Source organism: Bacillus sp. AFS029533 (assembly GCF_002585125.1).
Lineage (GTDB): Bacteria > Bacillota > Bacilli > Bacillales > Bacillaceae_G > Gottfriedia > Gottfriedia luciferensis_B.
The window spans coordinates 14,987-33,748 of sequence record NZ_NUQC01000026.1 but is presented as its reverse complement, the minus strand read 5'-3'; the positions used below and the strand labels follow the sequence as shown (position 1 = coordinate 33,748).

The following is an 18,762-nucleotide window of genomic DNA, read 5'->3' as shown; positions in this document are numbered from 1 at the left end:
TAGATCTAGGAGGAATAAAATGAAAGTACTTTTTGTATGTGCAGGCGGAATGTCTAGTGCAATTGTTGTGAATGCGTTAAGAAAAGAAGCAGAAAAAAATGGTATCCAAATGGAAGTCCTAGCAGTAGGAACCCAAGAATTCGGTGAAGAGGTTAAAAACGGTTGGGACGTAGCGATGGTTGCTCCACAAGTACGTCATCGTTTTGATAGCTTTAAAGCTGAGGCAGATGTAGCGAACGTTCCATGTGAAGTAATACCGCCTATGGCTTACACACCACTGGGAGGACCAAAATTATTAACGATGGTTCAAGAGATTACTAAGAAATAAGTTTAGTAGACATTAAAAATGAAAAAGGGGGAGAATCATGAACGGTTTTATTAATTTTATGGAAAAAAATCTTTCTGGCCCAATGGCAAAGATTTCTGAGCAAAAACATTTGCGTTCAATTCGTGATGGAGTTATTTCTGCACTACCTTTTATTATTATTGGTTCTTTATTTTTAATTATTGCTTTTCCTCCATTACCAGAAAAATGGGCAATCTCAATTTGGGCAAAAAAGCATATTTTTGAGATTCTAATTCCATATCGTTTAACAATGTATATTATGTCGCTATATATTGCTTATGGTATTGGATATAACTTAGCGAAAAACTACAAGTTAGATCCATTATCAGGTGCCCAATTATCGGCTGCAGCATTCTTATTAACTTTAACACCTCAATTAGATGATAAAGTTGGAATGGTATTACCGATGGGGAATATGGGTGGTCACGGATTATTCGTGGCAATGTGTACGTCAATCTTTGCTGTTGAATCATTGAGGTTCTTTAAGGAAAAGAAAATTACGATTAAAATGCCAGATTCAGTTCCACCATCAGTGGCTCGCTCGTTTGAATCATTAATTCCTGTTGCTTTTGTTGTATTCGTATTAACTTTAGTAACTGTTGTGCTTAAAATTGATTTACATACTTTAGTTGATAAAGCAATCTCTCCTTTAGTTAGCGCTGGGGACAGTCTTGGAGGAGTATTAGTACCAGTATTCTTTATTACGTTCTTCTGGATTTTTGGTATTCATGGAGACTCGATTGTTGGTACGGTGGCAAGACCACTTTGGGAAGTATATTTAGCAAAAAATGCTGAAGCGGTTGCGGCTGGACATGCTATTCCTCACGTAGCACCAGAAACTTTCTTCCAATGGTTTATTTGGATTGGCGGTTCAGGAGCAACAATTGGACTAGTACTAGCAATGTTATTTTTCTCAAAATCGAAGTATACAAAGGCTGTTGGTAGATCAGCGATTATTCCAGGTATCTTTAATATTAATGAACCAGTAATTTTTGGTGCACCAATCGTGTTAAATCCAATTTTAATTATTCCATTTGTATTAACACCATTTATTACAGCAACACTATCATATTTTGCTACTGTTGCAGGGTTTGTAAAACCTACTTATATAATGGTTCCTTGGACTTTACCTGCACCTATTGGAGCATATTTATCTACTGGAGGAGACTGGAGAGCGATTGTACTAGTATTCATTAACATCGCAATTTCATTCTTTGTGTATTTACCATTTTTTAAAGTTTATGATAATAAGCTTGCACAAGAAGAAAATGTAGAGACTGTAACTGAAAAAAATACTAGTATTTCATTATAAAAGTAAAAAGGTTGGACTGTTTTCTAGAACAGTTCGACCTTTCTTTATTAAATTTAAAGGGTGATCAGATTGAAAGAATCTAGTTGGTTTATAAAGTTTAATTATAAAAGTGCAATTATATTTTTCTCCCTCGTAATAATCATCAATTTATTACTTTGTCCTCTTTTTCAACAAATAGGATTTGCCTACCAGACATCATTATTTATTGCAAATAGTATTGCTTGTAGTATTGGATTGCCTTTTGTTGTTTTAAAACTTGAAGGGAAATACAAGAATAAGAGTCAAGCGTTAAAATTTATTTTAGTTTCTACGGCTGTTTGTACAATAATGAGTTATTTTCTGTTATTCCCACTATAAAAGAATACTATATTGAGTTCTTAAAATATTATGAGGTGAGATAATCATGAATAAAGGTATTAAAATCGTAACAATAGGTGGCGGCTCTAGCTATACCCCAGAATTAGTGGAAGGCTTTATTAAAAGATATGACGAGCTACCTGTAAGTGAGTTATGGCTAGTTGATATAGAAGCAGGGAAGGAAAAGTTAGAGATTGTTGGTAATTTAGCTAAACGAATGGTAAAAGAAGCTGGAGTTCCAATGGAAATTCATTTAACGTTAGACCGAAAATTTGCGCTAAAGGATGCTGACTTTGTAACGACTCAAATGCGAGTAGGTTTACTTGAGGCAAGAATTAAAGATGAACGTATACCTTTACAATTCGGTATGATTGGTCAAGAAACAAATGGTGCAGGTGGTCTATTTAAAGGTTTAAGAACAATACCTGTATTACTTGAAATTGCTGAAGAATTGCAGCAACTTTGTCCTGATGCATGGTTGATTAACTTTACAAATCCAGCTGGAATGGTTACAGAAGCATTACTTCGATATAGTAAACATAAAAAGGTAATTGGAGTTTGTAATGTACCAATTAATATGACAATGACGATTGCTAAATTGTTAGAAGTGGATATTAGTCGTGTACATATTGATTTTGCAGGATTAAACCATATGGTATATGGACTTCATGTTTATGTTGATGGAAAAGAAGTGACTGAATATGTCTTAGAGCTATTAGCAAATCCAGAAATACAAATGACCATGAAAAATATTGCTCCATTACCATGGCAAAAAGAATTTCTTATGTCATTAGGTGTACTTCCTTGTCCATACCATCGTTACTATTACAAAACGAAACATATATTAGACGAAGAATTAGAATCTTTCAAAACAGGTACTACTCGAGCAGAGGTTGTTAAGAAGTTGGAAGATGATTTATTTAAATTATATAAAGATGAGAATTTAGCTATTAAACCGCCTCAGCTTGAAAAACGAGGTGGAGCTTATTATAGTGATGCAGCTTGTAGCTTAATTACATCTATTTATAACGATAAAAAGGATATCCAAGTATTAAACGTTCAAAATAATGGTTCAATACAGGGAATTCCGAATGAATCGGCTGTAGAGGTAAATTGTATCGTTACAAAGCAAGGTCCAATTCCGATATCAGTAGGTGAATTACCACCTCAAATAAATGGATTAGTTCAGCAGATTAAATCATTTGAACGAGTTGGAGCCGAGGCAGCTGTTACTGGTTCTTATGATAAAGCATTATTGGCATTAACGATTAATCCTTTAGTTCCGAGTGATGAAGCTGCAAAGGATGTACTAGATGCACTTTTAGATGCTCATAAAGAATACTTACCATTATTTTATAAAGAAGAATTGGCAGCTCGATAAGGATAGCAAAACAAAAATTAAGGAGTATGAATATGATGATGACTAACGAACAAGAAATTTTTGAAATTATATCACACGGTGGGAATGCAAGATCACTAGCTTACGAGGCATTAGAGGCTGCGGAAAAAAATGATTTTGAAACAGCAGATCGCTTAATCGAAGAGTCTCATAAAGAAATTGGTCATGCACATAAAACACAAACGACTTTAATACAAGCTGAATTAAATGGTCAGCCAAGTGAAAAGTCGCTATTAATGATTCATGCTCAAGATCATTTAATGACTGCAATGAGTGAACAAAAGCTTATAGAGCATATCATTCGTTTACATAAAAAATTAGCCGAGAAATAATCGGTTCATATCGTCATAGAATAGACGAAAGAGGGTAGGGGGCAATTTAAGTGAAATATGTTATAGGTCTTGATGGTGGAGGAACGAAGTCAGAAGCTATTGCTTATAATTTAGAAGGTGAAATTATTAGTCAAGGTTATTCTGGTTTTAGTAATTTACTAATCAATGAAAAAGATGGAATTAATCACATTATAGAAGCAATTGAAAATTGCTTGAGCCCTTTATCAAAAGAGAATTGCCTGTTCTTATTTTTAGGAATTGCTGGAATTGGTGGAGTGAAAGACCGGGGTCCTTTAGAAAAAGCATTAAAAGATGCTTTTGATATCCCATTTAAAATTGTTAATGATGCACAAATTGCACATGCAGCATTACTAAATGGACAAAGTGGTGTATTAACAATCGCTGGCACGGGTTCAATTTGTATTGGAATACATAAAGAGCGTACTGTAACGGCAGGCGGATGGGGACATCTTCTAGGGGATGAAGGAAGCGGATATTGGATTTGCATGGAAATCTTTAAAAAGATTACACAGGAATTTGATGAGGGTATCCCATTAAGTTATTTATCTTTGAAAATGCTGGAAAAATTGCAGTTAAAAGAAGCAGAAGAACTTAAAAAATATATTTACCACAATACAAAAGCCGAGATTGCTTCACATGTTCCATTTATAGTTGAAATGGCCAACATAGGTGATTTAATGACATTGTCTGTTCTAGAAAGAGCAGGTCAACTTCTTGGGAAAACGACGATTCAAGCCATAAAAAAGTTAAATCTTCGAGAAGAGCCAAGAGTTGCAATAAAAGGAAGTATTTTAAGTAAAATACCCGTCGTTCAGAAAACGTTTATTCAAACAATTCATGAGCACTATCCAACAGTAACCTTTTATACGAACGAAATCTCTTCGACCTTCGGAGGATATCTATTAGCCATGAAAGAAATAAATTCACGTAAGGAATAATTAAGTGAGGTAAAACAGGAAGAACAGGTAGTACAAAAAATCCTGCTTTATGATTGAGGTGTAATTGTGTTAGAGAACTTAACAACTGAAATTAGAAACAAGCGTACGAGTAACTTAGATCAACTAAGCGTTGATGAGTTTTTAAATATAATGAATGAAGAGGACCAAAAGGTGGCTCTAGCAGTTAGAGAACAAATTCCGATGATTTCAAGGGTAGTTCAACTAGTTGTTGAAGCATTTCAAAACGGAGGACGTTTAATTTATACAGGTGCTGGTACAAGCGGACGAATTGGTCTGCTTGATGCAGTTGAATGTCCACCTACATTTGGAACGAACCCTAGTGAAGTCATTGGATTAATTGCAGGCGGAGAGAGGGCCTTTATTAAAGCTGTTGAAGGTGCCGAAGATAGCGAAGAGCTTGGTAAGGCAGACTTATTACGAATATCACTTACAAAAAATGATATTGTGATCGGTATTGCAGCATCAGGACGAACGCCTTATGTATTAGGTGCTTTAAAGTATGCAAATGATATTGGAGCAAAAACTGTAGCGGTAGCATGTAATAAAGATTCAAAAATTGGAGAGGTTGCCCTCCAAAAAATTGAAGTAGATAATGGTCCAGAAGTGTTGACAGGCTCTACACGATTAAAAGCTGGAACATCTCAAAAATTAATTTGTAATATGATTTCGACAGCTTCAATGATTGGAATTGGAAAAGTATATAAAAATCTAATGGTAGACCTGCAATTAACGAATAGTAAACTAGTTGATCGAGCAAAAAGAATAATCGTTGAAGCTACTGGCTGTGATTATGAAACGGCAAGTAATTACTTACTGAAAGCAAATAATCAAACGAAAGTAGCAATCGTTATGATTTTAACCGGAATGAATTATGATGAAGCAATTGTTAGTTTGAATAAAGCTAGTGGTTTTATTAGCAAAGTAGTAAAAAATTAATTAGAAGGCGACAACTAGTCATTTTTTTCACTAGTATGTCGCTTTTCTATTTCATATCAAAATATGATTCAGATTTTTCATTTTATACTATATAATTTTGTTGTAATCATGTGGTCAACACGGTTAAAGAAGCAATAAACGCCGGATAAAGATTTTTATAATTCATCATTTTATATAAATAAAAAGAGAGTTGAGTAGATTAAATGAATGCACTAAATGGCGGTTTAATCATGTTAAACGAAATGCTGTATAAACTTCCACCATCTGAAAGAAGAGCAGCTAAATATATAATTGAAAACCCAGAAAAATCGATTCAATATACAGTTTTTGAACTTGCAGAAAGAAGTCAAACAAGTAATTCTGCAATTATTCGATTATGTCGTTCACTTGGTCTAAAGGGTTTTCAAGAGCTTAAGCTGCGAATTGCAGGTGATATTATCACAACAACAGAAGTAGGATCAAGAGATATCAATTTAGGGGAATCAACTGGATCCATTATTAAAAAGATGATGAATAACAATATCCAGGCTATCAAAGATACTAGTGATATTATTAATGTGAGTGATTTAGAGGAAGCTGTTCAAGCTTTAACAAAAGCGAGAAATATTTATTTCTTCGGTGTAGGTGGATCAATGGTTGTTGCCTTAGACGCACAACAAAAGTTCTTACGTATAAAAAAATACACCTCTGCATTTACTGATTTGCATTTGTTAGCTGTTCAAATAGCGAACCACGAGGAGAATGATGTCTTAGTAGGAATTTCATTTTCTGGCGAAACGCTAGAGGTCCAGAAAGCATTTCAAATTGCAAAGGAAAACGGCGTGAACACCATTAGTATCACTGGATTTGGTTCCAATTCTGTATCAAACTTAGCGGACATTAAATTATTCAATTCTCCACATAGGGAAGCAACATTTCGAAGTGGAGCAACGTCTTCAAGGATGGCTCAACTACATGTCATCGATATTTTATTTATGGCGGTCGCGACACAAGAGTACGATCAAACAATTCAGTATATCGATCAAACAAGAACGGCTATTTCTTCGTTAAAAAAATAAAAGTAAGGTTCAAGGCTAAAACAGGAGATAGGCAATTTATATAAAAAGCACAAGGGAATCTAAGTTCTTTGTGCTTTTTATTTTTAAGACAGTTAGTATGATGAGCAGTTGGGTGCTCAAAAAAATGAAAGGGTGAGTTGGTAGAATATGGTTAACAACAAAAATACAAAGGAGGATTAGAAAGCTGCTTGGGAAGGCAGAAAAAACGAAAATGCTATTGTGATTGGTGTTGTCCAATTACTTTGGCCGGAGCACTGTTTGGTGGTCATAAAGTTTTGTTAGTATAATGCGAAATTTGTATTGCACATAGCTAATTATTAAAGGATACTAATAAGAGATTCACTATAACGAACGAAATACAAAGGGGAAAGAATATTATGATGAAAAAGGGAATTTTATCTTTAGCAACTTTAGGTTTATTAGCTTCACCATTTTCTTTCACAACTGCTCATGCTGAAGGAAACTATTATAATTTATTAAAGAAAAGCAGTGAGAGCCACGTTGAAAAGCTACCTACGAAAGTGCCAAAGGAGTTTCACACGTTTAATGACTCAAATTTTAAGTCACACCTTGACCGTTTTAATAACAAGTCATCTATTAAACTATCAAGCTACAACACGGCAGCAGATGATGAAGATAATCTGTATGAGACAGAATATAACGATGATTTCGATTATGCAAATGATTTACCATTTTCTCCTTTTATGATTGGTCAATTACTTCCATATGGAGATTTCGATTTTTATAAAGTAGTTGTACCTACGGATGGGGAGGTAATGGTAGCTGGAACTACTAATTCAGATGCTATTGACCTACTTTATGGTCTTGTAGAAAAAGATTTCGTGGATAATGGTAACATTATACCTACAGGTGATGATTATGATGACGAAACTGGTTTTGAACACCAATATTACCAAGTAAAAGCAGGTACATATTATGTGGGCGTAACTGACTATGATTATGATGAGTATGATGATAATACTGCAGATGATTTCTACGGAATCTATACATTATTTAATGATAATGTAAAACCAGCCAAACCAACTGTAAATAAAGTTGATAATAACGATTTAGTTGTAACTGGAAAGGCTGAAGCTAATTCTACTGTAACCGTTAAAAACGGTAGTACGGTATTAGGAAGTGCAAAAGCGACATCTACTGGAACTTATTCAGTTAAGATTCCTGTTCAAAAAGCTGGAGTAACGTTAAGTGTTTATGCTAAAGACGCTGCTGGTAATACGAGTGTGGCTGGAACAACAAAGGTTGTAGACGTAATTGCGCCTGCAAAACCAACTGTTAACAGAGTTGATAATAATGATGTAGTTGTAACAGGTAAAGCTGAAGCTGGTTCTACTGTTGCGATTAAAAGAGGGACAACAACACTAGCGACTGTAAAGGCTACAACTACTGGAACGTTTTCAGCGAAAATCGCGGTTCAAGCGGCTGGGACAAAATTAACGGTAACTGCTAAAGATGCTGCAGGAAATACAAGCGTAGCGACTACAGTAACTGTCGTTGATGTAATCCCACCATCTAAACCAACGATTAATCGTGTAGACGACAATGATTTAAAAGTTACTGGAAAAGCTGAAAAAGGTTCAATTGTGACAGTTAAAAAAGGTACTACTGTATTAGGATCTGCAACAACTAACTCTAGTGGAGTTTATTCAGTTAGTATCAAAGCACAGAAAAAAGGAACAGTTATTTCTGTAACTGCAAAAGATAAAGCAGGAAATACAAGTGCTGCTGCAAAATATACAGTTGTAAGTCATTAATATTTACATGGGATCCAAGGATTCTTTCCATGGCCCTTTGATTTTATAAAATCAAAACGTATAGTAGGGTAATAAAAAACACAAGGAAAATTAATTTCCTTGTGTTTTTTTTAGAATTAATTTGCTTTATATTCAGCGGCTTTTAAAAGTAAATCAACTATGTGTACAACTTCCATATGTTCTGATTGATTCTCTCGATCTACACCTAGCTTCATTTGTAATAAGCATCCAGGGTTAGCAGTTACAATTGTAGTAGCTTGTGTTTTTGTTGCTTGTTTCATCTTGTAATCTAGTATTTGCATTGACATTTCGGATTCGACGATATTATAAATACCAGCTGAGCCGCAGCAACGATCTGCATCTTTCATTTCGTGATAATATATATTTTGAATTGACTTCAATAATGTTCTTGGAGCAGAAGCGGTTTTCATGACATTTCTTAAATGGCATGAATCCTGATACGTAATAATTTGTTCTGGTAAACTTAATTTCACTTTGTTATGAAACTCAACTTCTACTAGAATTTCTGATATATCTTTTAGTTTATTTTTAAACGCAAGAGCTCGATCTTTCCAATTTGGATCATCTTTAAGAAGATGATCATAGTCAATTAGGAAACCACCACAGCCACCTGCATTTGTAATGATATAATCTACTCCGAGATTTTCGAAGGCTTCGATGTTTTTCTTTGCCATATCTTTTGCAATGGACTTTTCACCACTATGACCATGTAATGCACCACAACACGCCTGGTCTTTTGGTATGACAATTTCACAACCAGCTAATTGTAAAAGCTTCATCGTTGCATTGTTTGTTTCTAAGAACATTGTATCCATTAAACATCCAGAGAAAAATGCAACCTTCTTTACTTTTTCTTTTAATGGTGGCAAATAGTCAGGGCGTGACTTCATTTGTTTCATAGTAGGGACCTTTGGTAAAACCTTTTCCATTGCAGATAAATTGTTTGGGATCAACTTCATAATACCAGCTTTTCTTGCTACGACTTGAAGGCCTGTTCGTTGATATAAACCTAATAAACCAACTGCAAGTCTCATACGTTTTTGATGCGGGAAAAGTTCTTTAAATACAACTTTACGAACAGCTCGTGCAGGGAGTGAATGTTTTTTGTGTTGAGCAATAATATCTCTAGCTTCTTCTAGTAGATGACCGTATTTCACACCAGAAGGGCAAACAGGCTCACATGCACGGCATCCAAGACAAAGCTCAAGTGTACGTTCCACATCTTCATCTGGTTCAATTAATCCATCCGTTACTGCTTTCATTAAAGCGATGCGACCACGTGGTGAGTGTGATTCTTTTTGACCGGATTCAATATATGTTGGACAGCTCGGTAAACAAAAACCGCATCGCATACAGTTTAAAAGCTCGTCTTCGTTCATACGCTCTTTAAATTGTTGTCCGATAGCTTGTTGTTCTTGAAGTGTTGTCATTTTGACACCACCATTCTTTTACGACTGTCTTTTGCAAAGACTTTGCCTGGGTTCATAATATGATTCGGATCTAAAGCTGATTTGACAGCGAGCATTGCGTTAATGCCTTCTTTACCAAGCTTTAATTCTAGATAAGGAGCTTTTACGATTCCAACACCGTGTTCACCTGTAATCGTGCCACCTAGTTCAATTGCTTTTTCAAATATCTCTGCAAATGCCATTTCTACTCGTTCCATTTCTTCGTGATTACGAGCATCCGTAGGACAAGTAGGGTGTAGATTTCCATCTCCTGCATGACCGAATGTACAAATTTTTACATTATGTTTCTCAGCAATCACATTAATTGCAGAGACCATTTCAGCAATTTTAGAACGAGGGACAGTCGCATCCTCTAAAATTGTTGTTGGTCTTAATTGTGCAAGAGCTGAAAGAGCAGAGCGTCTAGCCGTACGTAATGCTACTGCTTCTTCTTCGGACTTAGCTACGCTAACTGAAATACATTTTTCTTGCTGACAAATTGATTTTATTAATTCGATATCTCTGTTTACAACTTCACTAGGACCATCTTGTTCAATTAATAAGACAGCTTTTACATCGGTTGGTAGCCCAATCTGCGCAAAGTTTTCAACAACTTCTAGTGTAGGTTGATCCATAAATTCTAGGGAAGTAGGAATAATTTTATTAGCGATAATTTTAGAAACCGTTTTGGCTGCATCTTCCAAGCTATCATATAATGCAAGCATTGTTTTTTTCGTTTCTGGCATCGGAATAAGCTTTAATGTAGCCTCGGTAATAATACCTAAAGTTCCTTCAGAACCAACAAATAAACGAGTAAAATCATATCCAGCAACATCTTTTGCTAGCTTTCCACCAGTTCGAATGATGTCTCCGTTTGCTAATACGATTTCAAGTGCGATTACATAATCACGTGTTACACCATATTTTAATCCACGTAAACCACCTGAATTTTCATTAATATTTCCACCAATTGTAGAAATTTTCATTGAGCTTGGATCTGGTGGATAAAATAAACCTTTTTCTTCGATTGTATTGATCATATCAAGAGTCACTAAACCAGGTTGAACTGTAATTGTTAAGTTTTCTTCATCTATCTCGAGAATATTGTTTAAGTGTTTAAATAAGATCACGATACCGCCATCTGTTGGACAAGTACCACCGCATAAATTCGTTCCAGAACCTCTAGGAACGATTGGAATGTGGTTTTCGTTACATATTTTAACGATTTCGGATACTTCTTTAGTAGAACGAGGACTAATGACTGCATCCGGAAGAGCTTGTAAATTTGGTGTAGCATCGTAAGAATATACGAGTCTCTCCACTTTTGAATCATCATAATTTTCTTTTCCAACAATTGCTATGAAACTTTGTGCAATGTCATTTGTAATCATAAATAAATTCCCCCCATTATCTTAATTCAAGTATAAAGAGTAAATAGATGAATTTACTATAGAGGAACATACAGAAAAAACACCATTTATCGGTGTTTTTTTGTAGAATCATCTAGTAGGTATGTTCCGATATACAATTTAACTAAATCTTGGATATCTTTTGGATTCAATTTCGTTAATTCAGTAATTTTACCTAGGCGATATAGAAGTGTGTTTATATGAATATGTAAGGATTGTGCGGTATTTTTAAGAGATTGATTTTGATTTAAATACTCTTTGATTGTAATAAATAAATCTTCTTCACTTAATAAAGGTGCAATTGTCCGTTCTATAAATGTTTTCTTAATCTCTTGTGAAAGTTCCTGCAGAATTAAATCAATTGTTAAATCTTCATCAAAAATAATTGAACTTGATTTTAATGCAACTTTTAATGCTCGATCCGCTTGATGATATGATTGATGCAATTGTTTTGGAGAGATTTGTTGCCCAACGCCTGCAGAAATGGGTGAGTTTAATCGACTTTTTATGATCTCATATAAATCATGTATTCTTTGTAGTATATGAATATCTTTATTCGTATCGTCAACTTTCATCAAAAATACAATTCGATTATTGCCCCAACGAACAAATACGTCATCTTTATTACGATTCGCCAAATCAATTATTAGTTGTCTTGTATCGATTGGGACCATTTTGGTATTTTCCCATTCAAAAATAATAACCTGCCTAATATAATTTAAATCGATATTTAGCATAGTAGAACGTTCATAAAAATAATCATCCCACTCAATATCTTGAATCCAATCAAATACAAACGCTTCTAGCGTTCTTTGTTGCAAATCAATTTGATCTGTATAATAGTTTTCTCTAATCAATAATTCTGTCATTCTACGAAGCATTTCTCCAAAAGGGGAAATCTGCTCGGGATTTCCTGTAATGCCAATTACTCCGACTATTTCATTTTGAAAATAAATAGGAAGATTAATTCCAGCCTTCACACCATTTAAACGATTTTCATCATCAGATGTGATTGTGAATGTTTTTCTTTCATTAATTGCAATTAATGAGCCTTCATGAAATGTGCCAGTTCGTGCTGGGTCTGTACTTGCTATTATGATGCCATCTGTATTAATAATAATGATATCTTCATGTATTAACTTTCTAACTTCATTAATAATCTTTAGTGCCAACTCATCAAGTACCATGTCAAACTCCCTTAAAAATTGTTACTATTAGTATAATGTAAAATGTCTTATTTCTACTATATAGTCTTAAAGTAGTTTGTGAAAAAGTGAAAAAAGTTATGAACTTAGAGCCAATAGGCTAAAAATAGGATATGTAATAAAAAAGTGGTAAAGTGTTAAGAGCAGGAAGTAAAAAAGATAAGTACTTTAAAATCTTAACGTTAAAGACAAAATAGTACATACATAGAGTTAGATAAAGGAGCAAGAGATGAACAATTATAAATTAGTCATTCAATATGATGGAGGCCGTTATAAAGGCTGGCAAAGGCTTGGTAATGGTGAAAATACAATTCAAGGTAAAATTGAGAATGTACTATCAGAAATGGTAGGAAGAGAAATTGAAATTATTGGAAGTAGTCGAACTGATGCAGGTGTACACGCATTTGAACAGGTTGCTAATTTTAAAATAAAAGAGAACATGCCTGAAATCGAAATTAAAAGTTATTTAAATCGTTATTTACCTAGAGATATTAGTATAAAGGAAGTTTCGATTGAATCTGACCGTTTCCATTCAAGATATAATACTAGTTCAAAAACGTATATATATAAAATTTGGAATGAGGAATATACGAATCCATTTATGCGCAAATATAGTATGCATGTAGAAGAGAAACTAGATCTTAAAAAAATGAAGGCTGCAGCCAAGTACTTTTTAGGTGAACATGATTTTACAGCATTCTCAAATGCCAAATCTAAAAAGAAGTCGATGGTACGAGAAATCTACTCGATTGATTTTGAAAAGATAGACGGATTTCTTCAAATAAGAATAAGTGGAAATGGTTTCCTATACAATATGGTAAGAAAAATCGTAGGAACACTAATTGAAGTTGGAGCAGGTAGACTACAAGCTGAAAATATATCGAAAATAATTGACTTAAAGGATCGTGCTCAAGTGAGTAATCTTGCAGATCCGGGTGGGTTATATTTGGAGAAAATAGAATTTAAGTCTTAATTTAAATATAAAAGCATTGGAATGTATGGATTCCAATGCTTTTTTTACTTATGTTCGTTAGCATTTTTCTTGTTATCTACTACTAAACAAGCTCTTTCTTTAAATAAAATCATAAGGAAAAATCCAATAAGCATTAAGATTAGCATGAAAAAAACTGAATGATTCCACGTTGTCTGCTCGCCTTTAATTAGCTGCATTGCTCCAATTACAATAACAGCTCCTAAATTCCCTGCCATTAAAAGTAGTCCTGTAGCTTCACCGGAAACTTTGTCACCAACTAGCTCTTCTGTAGCAGACAATAGCAAAGCAAAGGCTGGTAAAAATATGAATCCAAGTACACTGCCTATTACAATTAGAACAGTAAAATTCCCTGAAGTACAAACAGGATAGATTAATAGTAGGGAGCCGATTATAGTGACTAATAAGAAGGGCTTTCTTTTACCAATTTTATCTGAAAACAGCGGGATAACGATCGAACCAATAATGCCACCGACTATTACCGTGCCTCCTATAATTCCGGCTTGTTCTGATGAAATTCCGTACGGTTTTAAGATTTGTTCAAGCCAGGATGTTAGTCCATTAAAGACTCCTAAGCCTAGAAAGGAAACAATGTTTAGTAGTAAAAGATTTTTGTTTTTCAATAATTTAAATGTAGTACTAAAACTTCCTGAAGTACTGGAATTTCGGTTGAAATCTGAATTATGATGACCGATGAAGTAAAAGACGAGTGTTGCAAGTATAGTTAAAATTGCCATGATGACTAATGTGGCTTGGAATCCAAAAAGATCTACAAGAAGCGGTGTCCCTGCTAAGGCTACTGCCATACCGACGAACATACCGACTGTACCTATGCCAGTGGCGGTAGCTTGTTTATTTTTCGGAAACCAATCAACTACTAAACTTGATATTGCATTTAAAATATAAGGTTGGCCAATCGCAATTCCTATTTGACCAATTAGTAAAAACGAGAAGCTTGAATCAAAAATTCTAATAGTAGAAAAAACTGACATGAAAATGCCACCTAGTAAAATGCTAAATCGATAGCCAGCTCGATCTATTACTTTACCTGAATGAATAGAAAATACGATATAAATTAATGGAAATACAATTAATAACCGATTAATATCTGATTCTGAAACTTCATAATGCGATTTTAAATATGAAATTAGAGGTGCAAAATTTAACCAAAGCATTTGACTAATTCCAGCAAGTACAGCAAACGAAAGTAAGACATACCAGTTTGATGAATGCTTAATAGCTTTAGTGGAATACATTCTAACACTTCCCCAATTTATATTCTAAAAAAAAGCGATTTAATAGAATATATGTTACTTTGCTAATTAATAACTACTTGTTAACAAAATTGAATAAGGGATATTTAACTATTTTCTTCAAATGAATAAACCTCTAAAAGTAGTTTTTTGATTTTCTACTTTTAGAGGTTATTAAATTAACTAGTTATTACTTTTTAAGTAATCTATTGCCTTTTTTAGACGATTTAATCCCTCAATAATCTTAGGCTTTGGGCAGCCGATATTCATACGGATAAATCCTTTACCAACTTCACCATAGGTCTCACCGGGCATGATGGCAACTTTTGCATGATGAACAAGTGCATGTTGTAATTGCTCGCTAGAAAAAGGTAGCCTGGAAATATCAATCCATGCTAGGTATGTTGATTCTGGCACTGTAAATTTAAGATTCGGAAGTTGTTCGTTAATAAAGTCTTCTACTGTTTTTAAATTATCATGAATATATTCGGTCAATTCATCAACCCACTCTTCACAAGTTTTGTAGGCTTCAATTGTCGCTAACGTCCCAAAAATACTTGCGGATGAAAGGCCATCTCGATTTTTCAATGATAAAAGAAAAGCTTGTTTTATCGTTTCATTAGGTAAAATCATATATGATCCACCTAGTCCAGGAGTGTTAAACGTTTTACTCGCGGAAGTGCATATACACACATTTCTCAAGTCACTGCCAGTGGTTATAATCGGACTATGGGAATAAGGATCATGTACAACATCCATATGAATTTCATCTGAAATAATAAATACATTATGTTTATTACATAAGCCATCAATTATATCTAATTCATGTTTTGTCCAAACACGTCCTGTAGGGTTATGCGGGCTACAAAGTAGAAGGACCTTGGCACGCTCGTGAGATAGTTTCTGTTCTAAATCTTCAAAGTTGATTCGGTACTTACCATTTTCGTAGATTAATTGATTGTCAGAAATGAAACGATTGTTATCTTGAATGACTTTAAAGAAAGCGTCATAAGCCGGAGTCTGGATAACGACATGATCACCTTCATTCGTCAAGTATTCGATTAGTTTTGAAATTGAATAAATGACACTTGGACTATAAACAATCCAATCTTCTTTTATTTCACAAGAGAATCGGTTACGAAACCAATCTATAATTGCTTCTTTAAATTCAGTATGATTCCATCGCGTATAGCCAAATATACCGTGTTTCATTCTTTTTTCTATAGCGTGTATTACTTCATCGGGACTTTGAAAGTCAGTATCTGAAATCGAGAATGGTAGTAAATCTGGCACTCCAAATCGATCTTCAATATAGTCCCACTGTGTACAATAAGTACCGGTCCGATCAAATATCTGATCAAATTTGTATTTCATTTCGTACAACCCCAATTTATTTAAGATGATAATTTTTCTAATTGTGTTTTAAGAATACCAACTTGTGGACCAATAACGACTTGTAAATTGTGTTCGTCTAACTTTACAACACCAAGTGCACCACAATCCTTTAGAACTTTTTCATTAACTATATTCATATTATCTACAACAAGTCTTAATCTTGTAATGCAGTTATCTAGTGATTGAATGTTCTCTTTGCCACCTAAAGCAGTGAGAATTTTTAATGCTTGGGCATTTGTGCCTTTCACCAATGGTTCCTCACCTTGTTGATCATCAATTTTTTCTTCTCTACCAGGAGTTTTTAAATTAAATTTCAAAATTGCATATCTGAAAACTGAATAGTATACGGTAAACCAAATTGCCCCTATTACAGGTACAAGATACCACTTTGTTTTTACTCCTTGTAAAACGCCAAAGATAATAAAGTCTAATATTCCACCATCTGTGTTACCAATTGTTAAATGTAATAAAGCCATTACCATAAAACCTAGACCCGTTAAAATAACGTGGATGAAATATAAAGGTGGAGAAACGAACAAGAACAAGAATTCAATTGGCTCAGTGATACCGGTTACAAAAGTTGCAATAACACCAGAGATTAATAACCCCTTAATTTTATTACGATTTTCTGGACGGGCAGTATGATAAATCGCAAGCGCTACTGCAGGTAAACCAAACATGAATGTTGGCATTTTTCCTTGAGATAAGAATGCTGTCGCTGATGGACTGATCGGAGCACCGGCTTTTAATTGTGCATAGAAAATATTTAGAGCTCCTGAAACCGTTTGACCATTAACGACTTCAGTACCACCAGCCTCTGTGAATCGAATCATTGCAACTAAAATATGGTGAAGACCAAATGGAAGTAGTAAACGCTCACCAGCACCGAATAAAAATGGCCCGAAAACGCCAGATTTTTGAATTAAACTTCCGATTCCTGTAATAGCAATTGCGAAAATCGGCCAGATCATCGGAATGATGATCCCAACAACTGATAATGCAAGTGTCGTTATGATTGGAACAAAGCGAGCACCACCAAAAAATGCAAATGCATCTGGAAGTTTAATACTATAAAAGCGGTTGTGCAATAAATAGACAATAATACCAGCGATGATACCGCCTAATACGCCCATTTCAATTGTTTGAATGCCCATAACCATACCTTGACCAGCTTGGCGCATTTTATCTACCGCTACTAATTGATTTGTTTCTGTTAAATAAAAATTAATCGATAAGTGCATGATGACGTAACCAACAAATCCCGAGAAAGCAGCGACACCTTTTTCATATCGTACAAGTCCAAACGGAATTGCCATTGCAAATAAAACTGGTAAGTATGAAAATGCAAATCCACCAATAGTGGACATAAAGCTAAAAATAACTTGGAGTACGGAGTTTCCTAAAAATGGGAATGTCTCAATAGTTGTCGGACTAGTAAATGAGCTTCCGATCCCTAATATAAGACCCATAAAGGCTAATAATGCTACAGGCACCATAAAGGTCTTACCTAGCCCTTGAAAAAATTCCCAAAGTTGTGATTTAACGGACTTCTTCTTTGCCATGTTTTTAGCTCCTTCGTTTTTTATTATGTCTTAAGAATACTCACGGCAAAATTGTTTAACAACCGTTTGAGGTGTTTATGTAAGCGTGTACATTTTTTGTATATTGCTTACTTTAAGTAGCTTAATAAGTTCATAAAGAAAAAGAGTCAGTAGTGGTCTGGTAATTGACGACTTCTGTCTCTTTTAAATACCTAACATATTTTCATTTCGTTTAAATAGGCAATAATAATGAAATCTAGTACCATACTTAATGGAAACCTTGATGTCATATCAAGCTCACCAAAGTATGTGCTTGTAATATAAGCTTGAAGAGATAGATTAACTTCTTTTTGTAAACGATTTGAGTGGCTGCCAGTTATGGCGATCGTTTTAACATTCCGTTTCTTTAAAATATGGGCAAATTCTAACATATGTAAAGTCTCCCCACTAAATGAAACTAGTATGGCCAAATCATTTTCAGTTAAACTATTTGCAGCACTACGTAGCTCGTCCCAATCAGTTCGCGCATTACATAACTTTCCTGCAAACATGAGTTTTCTAGAAGCGTCGACACAAGCGGGAAGGGAGTTACCAACTCCGAATATTTCTACATGTGTACTTTGCTTTAGATAATTAGCAGCTAGTTTAATCTTTTCTTCATCAATAAATTCCAATGTTTTTTCCATTTCTTCTTTCATTCTCTCTATATGAGTATTAAGTAGATAGGAGGTAGAGGAAACTGGACTTTGAACTTTATTTGTTTCCATTGAAAGGGTATATTTTAAATCTTGAAACCCACGAAAGCCTAATTGCTGGCATGTTCTACTAATTGTTGCTGTAGATACATAAAGCTCTTTTGATAATTCATCAAGATTCAGCTTCGTAATATAATCCGTATTTTGTAAAATATAATCCAATACTTGTTTTTCAAGCTGGCTAAGTTTTTCTCTATTTTGTGATAATCGTTTTAATAGTATTTGCATAAAATTTCACCTACTTTTAGA

The 18,762-nt window shown here is 34.4% G+C and carries 16 protein-coding genes; 9 read left to right on the top strand and 7 right to left on the bottom strand.

Annotated elements, in window-relative coordinates; all coding sequences use genetic code 11:
* Positions 1–19: 19 nt before the first annotated feature.
* The 8 genes from COE53_RS15055 (at position 20) to COE53_RS15015 (ending at position 8,495) form a co-directional block, all read left to right on the top strand.
* On the top strand, positions 20–328 hold the full coding sequence (locus tag COE53_RS15055) for a PTS sugar transporter subunit IIB (RefSeq protein ID WP_069035297.1): 309 nt from the start codon (positions 20–22) through the stop codon (positions 326–328).
* 37 nt (positions 329–365) lie between these two features.
* Positions 366–1,658, top strand: coding sequence for a PTS sugar transporter subunit IIC (locus COE53_RS15050; RefSeq protein ID WP_069035296.1), 1,293 nt, complete (start codon positions 366–368; stop codon positions 1,656–1,658).
* 403 nt (positions 1,659–2,061) lie between these two features.
* A complete protein-coding gene (locus tag COE53_RS15040; protein WP_069035294.1) occupies positions 2,062–3,396 on the top strand; it encodes a 6-phospho-beta-glucosidase in 1,335 nt (444 codons plus the stop codon).
* A 32-nt stretch (positions 3,397–3,428) separates the two neighbouring features.
* Positions 3,429–3,746 carry a PTS lactose/cellobiose transporter subunit IIA gene (locus tag COE53_RS15035; protein WP_069035293.1) on the top strand — a complete coding sequence of 106 codons (318 nt, stop codon included), beginning with the start codon at positions 3,429–3,431 and terminating at the stop codon, positions 3,744–3,746.
* Between the two features lie 50 nt (positions 3,747–3,796).
* The gene (locus COE53_RS15030) at positions 3,797–4,705 is read left to right on the top strand and encodes an N-acetylglucosamine kinase (protein WP_069035292.1); all 909 of its coding nucleotides are present in this window, start codon (positions 3,797–3,799) and stop codon (positions 4,703–4,705) included.
* Positions 4,706–4,771: 66 nt separating this feature from the next.
* Positions 4,772–5,662 carry an N-acetylmuramic acid 6-phosphate etherase gene (gene murQ / locus COE53_RS15025; protein WP_098948350.1) on the top strand — a complete coding sequence of 297 codons (891 nt, stop codon included), beginning with the start codon at positions 4,772–4,774 and terminating at the stop codon, positions 5,660–5,662.
* A 203-nt stretch (positions 5,663–5,865) separates the two neighbouring features.
* Positions 5,866–6,720: a MurR/RpiR family transcriptional regulator gene (locus tag COE53_RS15020; RefSeq protein WP_069035290.1), complete on the top strand. Its 855-nt coding sequence runs from the start codon at positions 5,866–5,868 to the stop codon at positions 6,718–6,720.
* Between the two features lie 377 nt (positions 6,721–7,097).
* Positions 7,098–8,495, top strand: a complete 1,398-nt coding sequence (locus tag COE53_RS15015; protein ID WP_098948349.1) for an Ig-like domain-containing protein — start codon at positions 7,098–7,100, stop codon at positions 8,493–8,495.
* 116 nt (positions 8,496–8,611) lie between these two features.
* Here the strand turns inward: COE53_RS15015 and COE53_RS15010 are convergent, their stop codons facing one another.
* The 3 genes from COE53_RS15010 to COE53_RS15000 form a co-directional block, all read right to left on the bottom strand.
* Entirely contained in the window at positions 8,612–9,946 is a 1,335-nt protein-coding gene (locus COE53_RS15010; protein ID WP_091023156.1) for a (Fe-S)-binding protein, read from the bottom strand.
* Positions 9,943–11,355 (bottom strand): glycolate oxidase subunit GlcD, encoded by a 1,413-nt coding sequence (gene glcD, locus COE53_RS15005; protein WP_069035287.1) that lies wholly within the window; start codon positions 11,353–11,355, stop codon positions 9,943–9,945. Before glcD ends, COE53_RS15010 begins: the two co-directional genes overlap by 4 nt.
* An 86-nt stretch (positions 11,356–11,441) precedes the next feature.
* Positions 11,442–12,560, bottom strand: a complete 1,119-nt coding sequence (locus COE53_RS15000) for a CdaR family transcriptional regulator (RefSeq protein ID WP_069035286.1) — start codon at positions 12,558–12,560, stop codon at positions 11,442–11,444.
* A 247-nt stretch (positions 12,561–12,807) separates the two neighbouring features.
* On the opposite strand from COE53_RS15000, the gene truA reads away from it, so the two are divergent.
* Positions 12,808–13,551, top strand: coding sequence for a tRNA pseudouridine(38-40) synthase TruA (gene truA, locus COE53_RS14995; protein ID WP_098948348.1), 744 nt, complete (start codon positions 12,808–12,810; stop codon positions 13,549–13,551).
* Positions 13,552–13,595: 44 nt separating this feature from the next.
* On the opposite strand, the gene COE53_RS14990 is transcribed toward truA, so the two are convergent.
* The 4 genes from COE53_RS14990 to COE53_RS14975 all read right to left on the bottom strand — a co-directional run bounded on the left by COE53_RS14990 (position 13,596) and on the right by COE53_RS14975 (position 18,741).
* On the bottom strand, positions 13,596–14,825 hold the full coding sequence (locus COE53_RS14990; RefSeq protein WP_098948347.1) for an MFS transporter: 1,230 nt from the start codon (positions 14,823–14,825) through the stop codon (positions 13,596–13,598).
* 180 nt (positions 14,826–15,005) lie between these two features.
* Positions 15,006–16,196 (bottom strand): MalY/PatB family protein, encoded by a 1,191-nt coding sequence (locus COE53_RS14985; RefSeq protein ID WP_098948346.1) that lies wholly within the window; start codon positions 16,194–16,196, stop codon positions 15,006–15,008.
* Between the two features lie 20 nt (positions 16,197–16,216).
* A complete protein-coding gene (gene malX, locus COE53_RS14980) occupies positions 16,217–17,779 on the bottom strand; it encodes a maltose/glucose-specific PTS transporter subunit IIBC (RefSeq protein ID WP_069035282.1) in 1,563 nt (520 codons plus the stop codon).
* 191 nt (positions 17,780–17,970) lie between these two features.
* Entirely contained in the window at positions 17,971–18,741 is a 771-nt protein-coding gene (locus COE53_RS14975) for a MurR/RpiR family transcriptional regulator (protein ID WP_098948345.1), read from the bottom strand.
* Between the last annotated feature and the right edge of the window lie 21 nt (positions 18,742–18,762).

Bases quoted from the DNA above. Each gene is read 5' to 3' on its own strand.
- COE53_RS15020 (WP_069035290.1), top strand. From the start codon at position 5,866: ATGAATGCACTAAATGGCGGTTTAATCATGTTAAACGAAATGCTGTAT.
- COE53_RS15035 (WP_069035293.1), top strand. From the start codon at position 3,429: ATGATGATGACTAACGAACAAGAAATTTTTGAAATTATATCACACGGT.
- COE53_RS15050 (WP_069035296.1), top strand. From the start codon at position 366: ATGAACGGTTTTATTAATTTTATGGAAAAAAATCTTTCTGGCCCAATG.
- glcD (WP_069035287.1), bottom strand. From the start codon at position 11,355: ATGATTACAAATGACATTGCACAAAGTTTCATAGCAATTGTTGGAAAA.
- COE53_RS15010 (WP_091023156.1), bottom strand. From the start codon at position 9,946: ATGACAACACTTCAAGAACAACAAGCTATCGGACAACAATTTAAAGAG.
- COE53_RS15015 (WP_098948349.1), top strand. From the start codon at position 7,098: ATGATGAAAAAGGGAATTTTATCTTTAGCAACTTTAGGTTTATTAGCT.
- COE53_RS15000 (WP_069035286.1), bottom strand. From the start codon at position 12,560: ATGGTACTTGATGAGTTGGCACTAAAGATTATTAATGAAGTTAGAAAG.
- COE53_RS14990 (WP_098948347.1), bottom strand. From the start codon at position 14,825: ATGTATTCCACTAAAGCTATTAAGCATTCATCAAACTGGTATGTCTTA.
- COE53_RS14975 (WP_098948345.1), bottom strand. From the start codon at position 18,741: ATGCAAATACTATTAAAACGATTATCACAAAATAGAGAAAAACTTAGC.
- COE53_RS14985 (WP_098948346.1), bottom strand. From the start codon at position 16,196: ATGAAATACAAATTTGATCAGATATTTGATCGGACCGGTACTTATTGT.
- truA (WP_098948348.1), top strand. From the start codon at position 12,808: ATGAACAATTATAAATTAGTCATTCAATATGATGGAGGCCGTTATAAA.
- malX (WP_069035282.1), bottom strand. From the start codon at position 17,779: ATGGCAAAGAAGAAGTCCGTTAAATCACAACTTTGGGAATTTTTTCAA.
- COE53_RS15055 (WP_069035297.1), top strand. From the start codon at position 20: ATGAAAGTACTTTTTGTATGTGCAGGCGGAATGTCTAGTGCAATTGTT.
- COE53_RS15040 (WP_069035294.1), top strand. From the start codon at position 2,062: ATGAATAAAGGTATTAAAATCGTAACAATAGGTGGCGGCTCTAGCTAT.